General features: G+C 73.8%; 11 protein-coding genes. 5 read left to right on the forward strand and 6 right to left on the reverse strand.

What is annotated here, in order from left to right; genetic code table 11:
- Window positions 1-150: 150 nt before the first annotated feature.
- Both IH09_RS28475 and IH09_RS28480 read right to left on the reverse strand, forming a co-directional pair.
- Window positions 151-1,785 (reverse strand): multicopper oxidase family protein, encoded by a 1,635-nt coding sequence (locus IH09_RS28475; protein WP_052860378.1) that lies wholly within the window; start codon window positions 1,783-1,785, stop codon window positions 151-153.
- Between the two features lie 91 nt (window positions 1,786-1,876).
- Window positions 1,877-2,437 (reverse strand): hypothetical protein, encoded by a 561-nt coding sequence (locus IH09_RS28480; protein ID WP_052860379.1) that lies wholly within the window; start codon window positions 2,435-2,437, stop codon window positions 1,877-1,879.
- Between the two features lie 323 nt (window positions 2,438-2,760).
- Between IH09_RS28480 and IH09_RS28485 the strand changes: the two genes are divergently transcribed.
- Window positions 2,761-3,582 (forward strand): DUF998 domain-containing protein, encoded by an 822-nt coding sequence (locus IH09_RS28485; RefSeq protein WP_052860402.1) that lies wholly within the window; start codon window positions 2,761-2,763, stop codon window positions 3,580-3,582.
- A gap of 44 nt (window positions 3,583-3,626) precedes the next feature.
- Window positions 3,627-4,451 (forward strand): alpha/beta fold hydrolase, encoded by an 825-nt coding sequence (locus IH09_RS28490; protein WP_052860403.1) that lies wholly within the window; start codon window positions 3,627-3,629, stop codon window positions 4,449-4,451.
- A gap of 160 nt (window positions 4,452-4,611) precedes the next feature.
- Here the strand turns inward: IH09_RS28490 and IH09_RS28495 are convergent, their stop codons facing one another.
- From IH09_RS28495 to IH09_RS28505, 3 genes are read right to left on the reverse strand one after another with little or no spacing between them, the layout of a single operon-like run.
- Complete coding sequence (locus tag IH09_RS28495) at window positions 4,612-5,277, reverse strand: hypothetical protein (protein WP_052860380.1); 666 nt, start codon at window positions 5,275-5,277, stop codon at window positions 4,612-4,614.
- Window positions 5,278-5,303: 26 nt separating this feature from the next.
- On the reverse strand, window positions 5,304-6,242 hold the full coding sequence (locus tag IH09_RS28500) for a WXG100 family type VII secretion target (RefSeq protein WP_052860381.1): 939 nt from the start codon (window positions 6,240-6,242) through the stop codon (window positions 5,304-5,306).
- Window positions 6,239-6,574, reverse strand: coding sequence for a hypothetical protein (locus IH09_RS28505; protein ID WP_052860382.1), 336 nt, complete (start codon window positions 6,572-6,574; stop codon window positions 6,239-6,241). The genes IH09_RS28500 and IH09_RS28505 overlap by 4 nt, the downstream gene beginning before the upstream one ends.
- A gap of 330 nt (window positions 6,575-6,904) precedes the next feature.
- On the opposite strand from IH09_RS28505, the gene IH09_RS28510 reads away from it, so the two are divergent.
- Entirely contained in the window at window positions 6,905-8,266 is a 1,362-nt protein-coding gene (locus IH09_RS28510) for a glutamine synthetase family protein (RefSeq protein ID WP_052860383.1), read from the forward strand.
- A gap of 23 nt (window positions 8,267-8,289) precedes the next feature.
- The gene (locus IH09_RS28515) at window positions 8,290-11,313 is read left to right on the forward strand and encodes a bifunctional [glutamine synthetase] adenylyltransferase/[glutamine synthetase]-adenylyl-L-tyrosine phosphorylase (protein WP_052860384.1); all 3,024 of its coding nucleotides are present in this window, start codon (window positions 8,290-8,292) and stop codon (window positions 11,311-11,313) included.
- A gap of 25 nt (window positions 11,314-11,338) precedes the next feature.
- On the opposite strand, the gene IH09_RS28520 is transcribed toward IH09_RS28515, so the two are convergent.
- Window positions 11,339-11,950: a TetR/AcrR family transcriptional regulator gene (locus IH09_RS28520; protein ID WP_052860385.1), complete on the reverse strand. Its 612-nt coding sequence runs from the start codon at window positions 11,948-11,950 to the stop codon at window positions 11,339-11,341.
- A 236-nt stretch (window positions 11,951-12,186) separates the two neighbouring features.
- Between IH09_RS28520 and IH09_RS28525 the strand changes: the two genes are divergently transcribed.
- On the forward strand, window positions 12,187-13,824 hold the full coding sequence (locus IH09_RS28525; RefSeq protein ID WP_110952641.1) for an APC family permease: 1,638 nt from the start codon (window positions 12,187-12,189) through the stop codon (window positions 13,822-13,824).
- The last annotated feature ends 2 nt before the right edge of the window (window positions 13,825-13,826 follow it).

The following is a 13,826-nucleotide window of genomic DNA, read 5'->3' on the forward strand; positions in this document are numbered from 1 at the left end:
GACGCAATGGGGGTCCGGCGCCCCGGTCCGGCCCTCCGGACCCGGCCCCCCGGACCCGGCTGGCTCCCGTCCGTGCGGGGACCGGTCGGGGGCCGGGTCCGGAGGCGGTCGCGTGCGGTCCGGCCGCACGCGTGGGCACGCCTGCGGAGGCTACCTCCGGTAGCCGAGGACCGTCATCATTCCCGACTCCGAGTGGTAGACGTTATGGCAGTGGATCATCCACAGACCGGGGTTGTCGGCGTCGAAGTCGACACTGACGGTGCGGCCCGGCAGCACGATGGTGGTGTCCTTGCGGGGGCCGCCGCCGGGCAGCGCGAAGGTGTGGCCGTGCAGATGCATCGGATGCCACATCGTGGTGCGGTTGCGGAAGGAGAGCCGGACCCGCTCACCGGCCTTGACCGGGTGCCGCTGGGACGGTGTGTACGGCTTCTTGTCGATCGCCCAGTCGTACGCCGCCATGGACCCGGTGAGGTCGAGTGCGAGGGTGCGGTCGGGGCGGCGGGCACTGGTCCGTACGGCCTCGGCGGCCTTCAGGCGGTCCGCGGTGAGCAGCCGGCCGTCCAGTTCCTTCGGGCGCGTGGCCGGGCCGGGTGCCGCGCCGCCGCCGGTGCGCAGTACGGCCAGTCCGGACCGCTTCTTGCCCTCGGCGACCGCGGTGAGCGGGAAGACGCCGTCCCCGGCCGTGACCAGGACGTCGTACCGCTCGCCCATGCCCAGCAGCAGCGCGTCGGTCCCGGCGTGCTCGACGGGAAAGCCGTCGGTGTGGGTGACGGTCATGGTGTGGCCGCCGAGCGCGACACGGTAGGCGGTGTCGCCGCCCGCGTTGACGAACCGGATCCGGATCCGGTCGCCCGGTGCGGCGCGGAACGTCTGCGGATCGTCGGCGGCGCGGCCGTTGACGAGGTGGTACGGGTAGTCCACGTCCCCGGCGTCGCCGCCCAGCCACTTGCTGGTGGCGCCCATCAGCATCCGCGGTGGGCCGCCGGGACGGGACGTACCGCCGGACGAGGGCATGCGGCCGCCCATGCCGTGCGCCCCGTGGTCCATACCGCCCATGCCCTTCCCGTCGTCCCCCTCACCCATGTCCATACCGCCGTGGCCGCCGCCCATGCCCTTGCGGAGCTCGGCCAGCACCGCGTCCGGGGTGCTGCCGTCCACCCCGTCGAGCCAGTCGTCCAGTACGACGACCCACTCCTTGTCGTACGCGAGCGGCTCCTTGGGGTCCTCGACGATCAGCGGGGCGTACAGCCCGCGGTCCTGCTGCACGCCGGAGTGCGGATGGAACCAGTACGTGCCGGGGTGCGCGACCGCGAACCGGTAGGTGAAGGAGGCGCCGGCCGGGACGGGACGCTGGGTCAGATCCGGGACGCCGTCCATGTCGTTGCGGAGCGCCAGTCCGTGCCAGTGCAGGGACGTGGCCTGCGGGAGATGGTTGGCGAGGGTCAGCGCGAGGGTGTCGCCCGCCGTGACGCGGACCTCCTTGCCGGGCAGTTCACCGCCGTACGACCAGGAGTTGACGGTACGGCCGCCGAGATCCAGCCGGTCCGGGGTGGCGGTGAGCGCGACCTTCCGTACGGGGCCCGCGCCCCGCTTCCGCTCGGCCGCGGCGACCTCCGGGCCGTCCGGGGAGACATATCCGGCCGGGGTGGCGCCGGGGCCGGGGGAGGGGTTCTTGCCGTCGTGCGGGCCGGATCCGGCGTCTCCGGTGGAGCAGGCGGCCAGCAGACCGCTGCCGGCGACGACGAGACCCGCGCCGAGCAGGGCGCGGCGGGAGTGGGTACGCATGGTGAAGCACCTCATGAGGGTGTCGGTGGTGATGTGGCGGAAGGGGCACGGGGTCGCGGACGCGCGCAGGCGTCGGCGGCCGGGTGCGCTCCTACACGCGCAGCACCGACAGCCGGGCGAGGAGCTTGTGGCGGGGTGGCGGCGGCAGCGGCCGCAGACCGCGCAGCAGACGGGCCCGGAGGGCGGCCGACACGCCCGTCCGCGCCTGCCCGAGCAGCAGGCCGACGCCGAGCAGGACCAGCAGCGCCGTCGCCCAGACGGAGAGCACGGCCCGGCAGACGGTGCCGGGGTCCATCGCACCGCCGCCGCTGGCACTGTCGGAGACGGTGAGCGCGGTCGGGTGTGTCGGGGGGTGTGCTGCTGTGGTCGTCGCCTTCGACGAGGCGATCGGCCTCGCCGGTAGGGGCGCCGCCGGACGGTCCGCCCGGTGCGTCGCCATCGGCACGGTCATCGGCGCCGCCACGGGCACTGCCATCGGCCCGGTCATCGCCATCGGCTCCGGCGCCGGGTGGCCCGCCGCGGTGAGGGTCTCGTGTCCGCCGTGCCCGTCCGTCGGATGCCCGAAGGTGTGCATCGCGACGATCCCGGCGATCAGCGCCGCGAACAGCAGCAGCCGACCGCACCACGCGGCGGCCTTCCCCTGTTCACGCATTGCGGACCTTTCGGCGGGACGCACGGACCGGCGGGCTTCACGGGCCCACGGCCGCACGGACTCGCGGGCGTACGGACGGCATACGGACGCACGGGGCCGCGGACTTCGGTGCGCCCCGCGATTCCGGCGACTCCGGCGCACCCTACCCCCGCGGGGTATCGGCCTCCGAGGGCGGGCCCCCGACGGCCGCGCCGCGCGGCGATGTGGCGCTCTTTGTGCCGCTATCACCGCATTGGCGTCGGCAGTCTGCCTATCCTGGGCCTCTCGCGCCACCGGCGTCCCCGGCGTTCCGCGTGCTCCGCCGGGTCCACCCGACCACCAGGATGTCCGTGACCCCGACCAGCCCCCTCCCCACCCGCCGCCGGGCGGCCGCCGTACCGCTGCTGCTCGGCGCCCTCGCCTACACCGCCTGGGTCCTGGAGGTGGTGGTCTCCACCGGCCTCAACCCGGTGGAGGCGTACGTCAGCGAGCTGGCCGCCGCCGATCAGCCGCTCGGCGGGCTGTTCCGCGCCACCGACCTGGTCGCCGGGCTGCTGGTCCTGGCCGGTGCGGTGACCGCGCTGTTCACCCTGGAACGCCGGCCGTGGGCGACGGCGGGCTGGGCCGCGCTCGCGCTCTTCGGCGCGGCCACCGCCCTCGACTCCCGGCTGCCGCTGAGCTGCGCGCCGACCAGCGACCCGGTGTGCGCGGCCCGGGAGACCGCGGGCCTGGTGCCGGCCACCCACACCGCGCACGCCATCAGCAGTTCGCTCGCCATGACCGGCGCGCTCGGCGCCATAGTCCTGCTGACCGTCGCCGCCCGCCGCTACGACTGGTGGCCGGCGCTCGCCCGCTACGGGCCGCCGCTGGTACTGGCCGAATTCGCCGCCACCTGCTGGACGCTGGTCTCGGTCGCGGCCTTCACCGCGGGCCAGGGCACCTGGGCCCTCGGCGTCGGCCAGCGCCTCCAGGTCCTGCTGGTCGCCCTCTACATCGCGATACTCGCCGGGTGCGTGGCACGCAACGGGCGCGCGGCCGGGGAGCGTACGGCGGGGGCAGCGGCACCGGGCCGGGCGGGCCGTACGGAACCCGGGCAGCCCCCGGCACCAACCTCCGGCGACACCCCCGCGCCACCTCCCGGCCGCGACCCGGGAGCGGACCGGTGAACCGCGCCGGCCGCACCCGTCACGCCGGCCGCGCGCCCGGCCGGATGCTGCGCGTGGGCGGTGTGCCGCTGCACGTGCTGAGCGAGGGCGCCGGCCCGGTGTGCGTGCTCACCGGCGGGCTCGGCCTGGCCTGGTACGACTGGGACGCGGTCGCGGCGCTGCTCGCCCCGCACCGCACCGTCGTCCGCTTCGACCGGCCCGGTCTGGGCCTGAGCGCCCCCGCGCCGGAGCCGCCCACGGTCGCCGCCGAGGCGGACCGGATCGCCCAACTCCTCGACGTGCTCGGCCATTTCGGTCCCGCCACCGTCGTCGGCCACTCGCTCGGCGGGTTCCACGCCGAGGCGTTCGCCCGCCGGTATCCGGACCGCTGCGCCGGTCTCGTCCTGGTCGACACCAGCGTCGAGGAGGACCCGCGGCCGCTGCTGCCGCGCGCGGTCCGCACCGCCTGGGCGGGTGGTGTGGCGGGGGCGCTCTCCGCCGTCGGTGTGCCGCGCGCCCTCGGCCCGGCCGCCCGCCGCCTGGTCACCCGCGCCGCGACCGTCGCCGGCCATCCGCCGCACCCCTGGGAGCGCGCCGGATACCGCACCAGCCGGGTGCTGCGCGCCTGCGCCCTGGAGCACGCGACGTACGGCTACCAGGCCGCCGAACTCGCCGCGCTCCGTCCGGGCCACCCGCTGCCCGCCGTACCGGTGACGGTCCTGGCGGCCTATGACGGCAGCGAGACGGCGCGCGAACTGCGCTGGCTGGAGCGGCAGCGGGCACTCGCCGCGGAACTGGGCGGCCGGTTCACGGTCGCCGCCCCCGCCGGACATCTGGTGATGGCCGACGCACCGGAAACGGTCGCCCGCGCCGTCCTGACGCGAGGCTGAGCGCGCCCGCACCGGAAACGGCCGGGCCGCGATCCGGCGGGGCCCTCACTGGGACGGCGGGGCCACGGTCCGGCGGCGCCCCCACCGCCCGCTCCCGCCCGGCCGCGCCGACGCCGCCCCGACCCGCCGCCCCGACCCGCCGCGCCGACCAGGGCCGCCGCTACCGCACCGGCTGCACCGGCTGTTCCGGCGCGAGCAGACCGGCCAGCAACGCCCCCTCCCGCCGGTCGTCCGACGCCAGGGCCAGCCAGGAGCCGTCGGTGAAGGCGATGTCCGCCCGGCCCTTGTGGCGCGGCGGCGGCGGTTCACGCCGCCGGGTGAACTGCCCGCGCGGCACCTCACCGAAGAGCTCGGCCGCCCGTCGGTCCGGCTCGGCGGGGTTGCTCAGCAGCAGCAGCCGCTGATCGGTGAAGGCCAGTGCGAGCTGCTCGTTGTAGTAGTTCGCGATGTCACTCGTGCCCGTCCGGGTGGCGACGACGAACCAGCCCGCCGCGCTGTCCCAGCCGCCCTCCCAGACGGGCCCCCGGAAGATCCGGCGCAGCCCGCGCCAGGTCTGCCGCGCCCCCGCCTCCAGCAGACCGGCGGGTACGGAGCACACCCACATGACGGCGGCGACCGGGAGGAAGATCCGTCCCCACCCCGTGAACCGCGCCTTCCCCTCCGCCGCCGGCTTGGGCCGGCGGCACCGCTTCGGGATGGTGTCGGGCACCAGCTGGTCGAGCCGCACGGAGAGCGCGCCGAGCAGCGTCTCACCCGGCCGCAGCAGACCGGCGGTGTGTGTGAGGAGCCAGGCGTCCCGCTGGGGGACGGCGGGGGTGGGGTGCATATCCGTCTCTCTGTCGGCCCCGGCGGTCAGCCGAAGGTGTCCTCGATACTGCCCTTGGGCACGCGGTACGGCGCGGGCTGCGCCGGCCGGTCGTCGTCCAGCGCCTCCTTGCCGAAGTGCTTGACCGCCTCCTCGGCCTTGCCCTTGTAGTCACCGGTGAGACCGGTGGCGGCGTTGATCAGGGGATTCGAGCCGTGGCCGTGGATCTGGCCGGTCACGATGTGGTGGGCCATCCAGTCCTTGAAGCTCTGCCCGCGCAGGCCCGTGGGCCCGCCCAGCTTGCGCAGCGTGGCCGCGACCTTGCGCGCCTCGTTGAACGATTTCGCACCGCTCTTGAACTCCTTGACGGCCTTCATCAGGTCCCGCAGCGTCTTGGCCAGTGCCGCGGAGACCTTCTCCACCCGGGCGAGGAAGACCGTCACCTCCGCCTCGGCGACCAGCCCGTCCACCACCGTGGCCAGGCCGAGCGTCAGGATGTCGGTGATCACCATCGCGGCCAGCGTCATCGCCGCCCACTCGATCGCCTCACGGATGATCGCGACGATCGCGTCCTCGGCGAACTTGCACTCCGCGGCGGCCTGGCTCAGGATCTGCGCCGTCGTGCCCATGTCCTTGCCGGTGTCGTCGAGCGCGTCGACGATCTTGCCCAGCCCCTGGCCGAACCCGTCCGACGCGTCGCCCTCCCAGTGCTCGGGCAGGACCCGCGCCGCCGACCGCAGCTCCCCGGCCACCCGGTGCAGCGCCTCGCCCTGGGCCCGCCACTCCTGGGCCGCGGCGGTCAGCTGCGTCGGCATACCGGTGACCTTTTCGAGCTCGTCCATCAGCCCGATCTTGTCCAGGAACCACCGGATCGCGTCGTCGAGCCCGGCGTCGATGCCGTGCTCCTCGCTGGTGTGGACCTCCTGGATGTCGGGGAGTTTCTCGATCTCCTTGTCGACCCAGGCGTACGCGGCGCTCACGCTCATACCGGCACGCTCCCGCCGCCCGCGCCGCTCCCGCCGAAGCCTTCCTGGAGGGCGTACTCGTTGGCGACGTAGGCACCGGCCATGGCGCGCAGGCTCTCCGCCGCGCTCTGGAGGATGTCCGTCAGATCGTGGATGTTCTGCTGTGCCGCCGTGGCGTGCTCGTTGTACGAGGTGTGCAGTTCGTCGGATTCCGGCAGCTTGCCGAAGGCGCCCGACGGTATCTCCACATGCGCCAGCGCCAGCGCGATCCGCGGGATCGCCTCCTGCTGGTGTTCGGTGGCGCTCGCACAGCTGAAAAGCGCGTCCGGATTGGTCTGGAAGCCCTGTCCCATGCCCCGTTGTCCCCCTCGGCCGGGTCCGTCCGGGCCGCGCAGCGCGTGGCCCGGCCCCAGGCTAGGGATCTCGTGACACGGACCCGTCAATGACCGGTCAACGGAGCCTCAGGTACCCCCCAAGTCTGGCCCAAGCCTCCGTCTGCGGCCATCCGAGGGCGCTGAGAGTGTCCGGCGGGGGAAGGATTGCCGTGGGGGTAACGGGCCGACGGTTCTGATTCCGGCCAAGGGTGCGTAATGTGACGGTAACCCCCTCACGTGATACTGGTGTGCCACACGTGTTTTTCCTGCGCGTGGACGGGCCGAATGACCTGCAAGGATTGGTGACCCATGGACAAGCAGCAGGAGTTTGTGCTCCGAACGCTGGAGGAGCGCGATATCCGCTTCGTACGGCTGTGGTTCACCGATGTTCTCGGGTTCCTCAAGTCCGTGGCGGTCGCCCCGGCGGAGCTTGAACAGGCGTTTGACGAGGGCATCGGCTTCGACGGCTCGGCGATCGAGGGATTCGCCCGAGTGTACGAATCCGACATGATCGCCAAGCCGGACCCCGGCACCTTCCAGATCCTGCCGTGGCGCGCCGAGGCCCCCGGCACCGCCCGGATGTTCTGCGACATCCTGATGCCGGACGGCTCCCCCTCCTACGCCGACCCGCGCTATGTCCTCAAGCGCATCCTGGCCAAGACCTCCGACCTCGGGTTCACCTTCTACACCCACCCCGAGATCGAGTTCTTCCTGCTCAAGGACAAGCCCGTGGACGGCCAGCGGCCGACCCCCGGCGACTCCTCGGGCTACTTCGACCACACCCCGCAGAACGTCGGGATGGACTTCCGCCGGCAGGCCATCACGATGCTGGAGTCGATGGGCATCTCGGTGGAGTTCAGCCACCACGAGGGCGCCCCCGGCCAGCAGGAGATCGACCTGCGGTACGCCGACGCGCTGTCCACCGCCGACAACATCATGACCTTCCGGCTCGTGATGAAGCAGGTCGCGCTGGAACAGGGCGTCCAGGCCACGTTCATGCCCAAGCCGTTCTCCGAGTACCCCGGCTCCGGGATGCACACCCACCTCTCGCTCTTCGAGGGCGACCGCAACGCCTTCCACGAGTCCGGCGCCGAGTACCAACTCTCCAAGGTGGGACGGTCGTTCATCGCCGGACTGCTGCGGCACGCCGGCGAGATCTCCGCCGTCACCAACCAGTGGGTCAACTCCTACAAGCGCATCTGGGGCGGCGCCAACCGCACCGCGGGCGCCGGCGGCGAGGCCCCCTCGTACATCTGCTGGGGCCACAACAACCGCTCCGCGCTCATCCGCGTCCCGATGTACAAGCCCGGCAAGATGGGCTCCACCCGCGTCGAGGTCCGCTCCATCGACTCGGGCGCCAACCCGTATCTGACGTACGCGGTGCTGCTCGCCGCCGGCCTCAAGGGCATCGAGGCGGGCTACGAACTCCCGCCCGGCGCCGACGACGACGTCTGGGCGCTCTCCGACGCCGAGCGCCGTGCCATGGGCATCGAACCGTTGCCGCAGAACCTCGGCGAGGCCATCGACCTCATGGAGCGCAGCGAACTGGTCGCCGAAACCCTCGGCGAGCACGTCTTCGACTTCTTCCTGCGCAACAAGAAGCAGGAGTGGGAGGAGTACCGCTCCGAGGTCACCGCGTTCGAGCTGCGCAAGATGCTGCCGGTTCTCTGAGCCCCCCCGAGAGGCGGCCCGCCATGGCACTACCCGCTCCGCAGGGACGGCGGAGCAGCGCCTTCATCCGGCTGCTGAGGCACGGTTTCACCCAGCCCTCGGCGGCCGGACTGCTGCTCGACGCCCCCGAACTCGCCCCCGTACGCGATGACTCGGTGCTGCTCGAAGCGCTCGGTGCCACCGCGGACCCCGATCTGGCGCTGCTCGGCCTGGTCCGCCTGGTGGAGGCCCAGGACCCGGACGACCAGCAGGAGCTGCTGAGCACCGTCGTCGCGGCGAAACCGCTGCGCGACCGGCTGCTGGGGGTGCTGGGCGCCTCCGAGGCGCTCGGCGACCACCTCGCCCGGCATCCGCACGACTGGCGGTCGCTGGTCACCTACGAGTCGGCCGATCTGCACCCCGGCACCCCGGAGTTCGAGGAGTCGCTCGCCGAGGGCATCTGGGGCGAACGGGGCGCGGACCGCCCCCGCGCGGATGCGCTGCGGGCCGCCTACCGCAGGTGTCTGCTGGGCATCGCGGCCCGCGATGTGTGCGGCACCACCGATGTCGCGGAGACCGCGGCGGAACTGGCGGACCTGGCCACCGCCACGGTGCGCGCCGCCCTGGAGATCTCCCGCGAGGAGCAGCCGGGCGACGCGGCCGTCTGCCGGCTCTCCGTCATCGGCATGGGCAAATGCGGCGGCCGCGAGCTGAACTACGTCTCGGACGTCGACGTCATCTTCGTCGCCGAACCGAAGGAGGGGGTGGAGGAGGCCGCCGCGCTCCGGTCCGCCACCCGGATAGCCGCCCGGATGATGCGGGTCTGCTCGGACATCACCGCCGAGGGCACCATCTGGCCGGTGGACGCCAACCTGCGCCCCGAGGGCCGCAACGGCCCGCTCGTCCGCACCCTGAGCAGCCATCTCGCCTACTACCAGCGCTGGGCCAAGACCTGGGAGTTCCAGGCGCTGCTCAAGGCCCGCCCGATGGCCGGCGATCCGGAGCTGGGGCGCGCCTACGTCGAGGGGCTCTCCCCGATGGTCTGGCAGGCCGCCGAGCGGGACAACTTCGTCGCCGACGTCCGGCAGATGCGCCGCCGGGTCGTCGAGAACATCCCCGCCGACCGGGTCGACCGGGAACTCAAACTCGGCCCCGGCGGGCTGCGCGACGTCGAATTCGCCGTCCAGCTCCTCCAGTTGGTGCACGGCCGCAGCGATGCGACGCTGCGCAGCGCCACCACCCTGGAGGCGCTCGGCGCGCTCGCGGCCGGCGGTTACGTCGGGCGCCAGGACGCCGCCGCGCTGGACGCCGCCTACCGCTTCCTGCGCACCCTGGAGCACCGCATCCAGCTCTACCGGATGCGCCGTACGCATCTGATGCCCGAGAGCGACGCCGATCTGCGCCGGCTGGCCCGCTCGCTGGGCATGCGCACCGAGGCGGTGGACACCCTCCGCAGGGAGTGGAAGTGGCACGCCCGCGAGGTGCGCCGCATCCACGAAAAACTGTTCTACCGGCCGCTGTTGGACGCCGTCGCCCATCTCGAACCCGGCGAGACCCGGCTGTCCGCCAAGGCCGCGGGCCACCGCCTCGAAGCGCTGGGCTACGCGGACCCGGTGGCCGCGCTGCGTCATCTGGAGGCACTGGCCTCAGGCGTCACCCGCAAGGCCGCGATTCAGCGTACGCTGCTGCCCGTGCTGCTCTCCTGGTTCGCGGACTCCGCCGACCCGGACGCCGGACTGCTCAACTTCCGCAAGGTTTCCGACGCGCTCGGCAAGACCCCCTGGTACCTGCGCCTGCTGCGCGACGAGGGCGCCGCCGCCGAGAACCTCGCCCGGGTGCTCTCCGCCGGACGGCTCGCCCCCGATCTGCTGCTGCGCGCGCCCGAGGCGGTCGCCCTGCTCGGCGCCCCCGACGGCCTGCGGCCGCGCGGCCGGGCTGCCCTGGAGCAGGAGGTGCTGGCCGCGGTCGGCCGCGCGGACGGCGCCGAAGCGGCGGTCGCGGCGGCCCGCGGGGTGCGCCGCCGGGAGCTGTTCCGCACCGCCGCCGCCGACCTGATCGGCGCGTACGGCACGGAGGGCAGCCCGGCGGAGAAGGACCACGGGAGCGCCATCGACGTCGTCGGCTCCGCCGTCTCCGACCTCACCGCCGCCACCCTCGCCGGTGCGCTGCGGGCCGCCGTCCGCGAGCAGTGGGGCGACACCCTGCCCACCCGCTTCACGGTGATCGGCGTGGGCCGCTTCGGCGGCCACGAGCTGAGCTACGGCTCGGACGCCGATGTGCTGTTCGTGCACGAACCCCGGGAGGGAGCCGACGAGCAGGAGGCCGCCAAGGCCGCCCGCGCCGTCGCCGACGAGATGCGCCGGCTGCTCCAACTGCCGTCCGCCGACCCGCCGTTGCCGATCGACGCGGACCTGCGCCCGGAGGGCAGGTCCGGTCCGCTGGTGCGCACCCTCGCCTCGTACGCGGCCTACTACCGCCGCTGGTCGCTGGTGTGGGAGGCGCAGGCACTGCTGCGCGCCGAACCGGTCGCGGGCGACGCCGGGCTGGGCCAGCGCTTCCTCGACCTGATCGATCCGCTGCGCTATCCGGTCGAGGGCCTCGGCGAGGACGCGATCCGCGAGATCCGCCGGCTCAAGGCCCGGATGGAGTCCGAGCGGCTGCCGCGCGGCGCCGACCCGACCACCCACACCAAGCTGGGGCGCGGCGGTCTGAGCGATGTCGAGTGGACCGTCCAGCTGCTCCAGATGCGGCACGGCTGGTGCGTCCCCGGGCTGCGCACCACCCGCACCCGCGAGGCGCTGGCCGCCGCCCACGCCGCCGGGCTGGTCGGCACCGAGGAGGCGCAGACCCTGGACGAGGCGTGGGTGCTGGCGGCCCGGGTGCGCAACGCCGTGATGCTGGTCCGCGGCCGCCCCGGCGACACCTTCCCGGTGGACGGCCGGGAGCTGGCGGCGGTCGGCCGCTACCTCGGCTACGAGGAGGGCCACGTCGGGGAGATGCTCGACGACTACCGCCGCATCACCCGGCGGGCGCGGGGCGTGGTGGAGGAACTCTTCTACGAGGGGTGAGCGGCCCGCCGGCCGGCCGCCCGCGCTACGGCAGCCCGGCCGCCATCGCGCGGACCCGCTCCAGGACGCCCGCCAGCGACAGCTCGAAGGCGGTGTCGGCGCGCGCGGGGCCGGTGGCGGCGAGCGCCCGCGCCAGCCGCGGGGCGGCCCGCTCGTCGGCGACCTCCCACATCGTCTCCGGGGCGGCCAGGTCCAGCGCCGAGCCCAGCACCACGTTCTCCAGCGCCGCGATGACCGGAATGACGGTGGGCGGTGCGAAGCCGGCGTCCAGCAGTAGCCCGGCGGCCCGCTCGTACTGGGCCAGGACCTTCGGCGCCCGCACCGGCGACGCGGTGAGCAGCGGGATCGCGCGCGGATGGGCGGCGAAGGCGGCGCGGTAGGAGCGCGCCCAGGACTCCAGGGCCGCGTCCCACGGGCCGCCGTCGAGCGCCGAGGAGTCGATGGCCTCGGCCACCCGCTCCCGCAGCAGCTCGATCACCCCGGCCCGGCCGTCCACGTGGTGATACACCGAAGCGGTCTGCACACCGAGCGACCGGGCTATCTGCGGAACGCTGAACTCGCCCTGCGCGTCGACGAGTCGCAGCGCCGTCGTGGCGATCCGCGCCCGGTCCAGCAGCGGTTTGCGCGGTCTCGCCATGTTGTCACTCCCACCCGTGAGGTCTTCCCGAATCGTACGGGCGGGGCTACATTGCAGAAACCGAAAGTCTTTAGGTTCCGGCTCCGGTCCACGGTTCCTATGTCCTGCTCGCGGTCCGGTGGGCGTCGTCAACGACGAGGCCCCCGGCGGCTGCCGCCTCGCGCCGTGCCACCCGTACACGCGCCCGGCGCTCCGCCGTCCGCGCTCCGCCTCCCCCGCAGAAGGGCACCAGCGCCATGGCCGTAGCGCCCGAGACCCGAGACGGGCCGCCGACGCGGCCGTCCGGCCCACCCGGACCCGCCACCGTCCCCGGACCCGGCCCCTCCGACGCCTCGACACCGACCGCCGGCACACTGCGCCGCGGCACCCTGGGCGTCGCGGACATCGCCTTCTTCGTCATCTCCGCCGCCGCCCCGCTCACCGTCATGGCCGGTGTCGCCCCGCTCGCCATCGGCGCCGGCGGCGTCGGCGCGCCCGTCGGCTACCTCCTCGCCGGCGCCACCCTCGCGCTCTTCGCGGTCGGCTTCACGACCATGGCCCGCCACGTCCGCAGCGGCGGCGGCTTCTACGCCTTCATCACCCGGGGCCTGGGCCGCCCGGCCGGCTTCGGCGCCGCCACCGTGGCGCTGCTCGCGTACAACGGCATGCAGATCGGCGTCTACGGGCTGCTCGCCACCGGCACCCAGGACGCCCTCGAAGCGCTCTGGGGCATCCACGTCCCCTGGCCGCCGATCGCCGTCGCGGGCGTCTTCGTGATCTGGTTCCTCGGCTACCGCAGTATCGACTTCGGCGCCAAGGTCCTCGGCGTCCTGCTGCTCGCCGAGACCGGCATCCTCGTCCTGCTCGCCGGGGGAGTGCTGCTGCGCGGCGGCGCGCACGGCCTCACCCTGGACTCCCTGGCCCCCGGCAACGTCCTGGTGCCCGGCACCGGTGCGGTCCTCGCCTTCGCCTTCGCCGCCTTCACCGGCTTCGAGTCGACCGCCATCTACCGCCGCGAGGCCCGCGATCCGGCCCGCACGATCCCGCGCGCCACCTATATCGCGGTCGCCTTCCTCGGGCTCTTCTACGCCTTCACCGTCTGGATCGTCATCCAGGCGGTCGGCAGCGACGAGATCGTCGGGGCCGCCGTCCAGGACCCGGCCGGCCTCTTCTTCACCGCGACCACCCACTACGTCGGCACCTGGGCCGCCGACCTGATGCACGTCTTCATCGTCACCAGCATCCTCGCCTCCCAACTGGCCTTCCACAACGCGATCAACCGCTACGGCCTCGCGCTCTCCCGGGAGGGCGTGCTGCCCGCCGCGCTCGGCCGCGTCCACCGCCGGCACGGCTCGCCGTACACCGCCGGTGTGGTGCAGAGCGCCCTCGCGCTCGTCGTCGTCCTCGGCTTCGCCGTCGCCGGCGCGGACCCCTACCAGCAGCTGCTGCTGTGGATGAACACTCCGGGAATGCTGGGCCTGCTGGCGCTCCAGGCGGTCACCGCCGCCGTGCCGCTGTACTTCCGGCGTTTCACCCACCGGGAGGGCGCGCTGCGCACCCGTATCGTGCCGATCGCCGCCACCGTCCTGATGGCGGGCGCCCTCTGCCTGGTCATCACCAAGATCGACCTGATGACGGGCGCACCGCTCGCCACCAACGCCGCCCTGGTCCTCACCGTCCCCGCCGCCTTCGTCCTCGGCCTGCTCCTCGCCCGCCGCCTGCGCCGCACCCGCCCCGCGGTCTACGCGGGCTTCGCGGCGGAGCCGCCCGGGGAGGCGGAACCGGCGGACGGGGAACGGGCGGCGCCGGCACCGGCCGCGGCGGAACGGGCGGCGCACACCGGGCCGCACACCGGGCCGCCCACCGCCTCCGCCGCCACCCCGCCCACCCGCTGACC

This window comes from Streptomyces celluloflavus (assembly GCA_000720995.1).
Classification (GTDB): Bacteria; Actinomycetota; Actinomycetes; order Streptomycetales; family Streptomycetaceae; genus Streptomyces; species Streptomyces celluloflavus.

Excerpts from the sequence above, each read along its gene's own strand:
- IH09_RS28475 (WP_052860378.1), bottom strand. The coding sequence starts at position 1,785 with ATGCGTACCCACTCCCGCCGCGCCCTGCTCGGCGCGGGTCTCGTCGTC.
- IH09_RS28480 (WP_052860379.1), bottom strand. The coding sequence starts at position 2,437 with ATGCGTGAACAGGGGAAGGCCGCCGCGTGGTGCGGTCGGCTGCTGCTG.
- IH09_RS28485 (WP_052860402.1), top strand. The coding sequence starts at position 2,761 with ATGTCCGTGACCCCGACCAGCCCCCTCCCCACCCGCCGCCGGGCGGCC.
- IH09_RS28490 (WP_052860403.1), top strand. The coding sequence starts at position 3,627 with ATGCTGCGCGTGGGCGGTGTGCCGCTGCACGTGCTGAGCGAGGGCGCC.
- IH09_RS28495 (WP_052860380.1), bottom strand. The coding sequence starts at position 5,277 with ATGCACCCCACCCCCGCCGTCCCCCAGCGGGACGCCTGGCTCCTCACA.
- IH09_RS28500 (WP_052860381.1), bottom strand. The coding sequence starts at position 6,242 with ATGAGCGTGAGCGCCGCGTACGCCTGGGTCGACAAGGAGATCGAGAAA.
- IH09_RS28505 (WP_052860382.1), bottom strand. The coding sequence starts at position 6,574 with ATGGGACAGGGCTTCCAGACCAATCCGGACGCGCTTTTCAGCTGTGCG.
- IH09_RS28510 (WP_052860383.1), top strand. The coding sequence starts at position 6,905 with ATGGACAAGCAGCAGGAGTTTGTGCTCCGAACGCTGGAGGAGCGCGAT.
- IH09_RS28515 (WP_052860384.1), top strand. The coding sequence starts at position 8,290 with ATGGCACTACCCGCTCCGCAGGGACGGCGGAGCAGCGCCTTCATCCGG.
- IH09_RS28520 (WP_052860385.1), bottom strand. The coding sequence starts at position 11,950 with ATGGCGAGACCGCGCAAACCGCTGCTGGACCGGGCGCGGATCGCCACG.
- IH09_RS28525 (WP_110952641.1), top strand. The coding sequence starts at position 12,187 with ATGGCCGTAGCGCCCGAGACCCGAGACGGGCCGCCGACGCGGCCGTCC.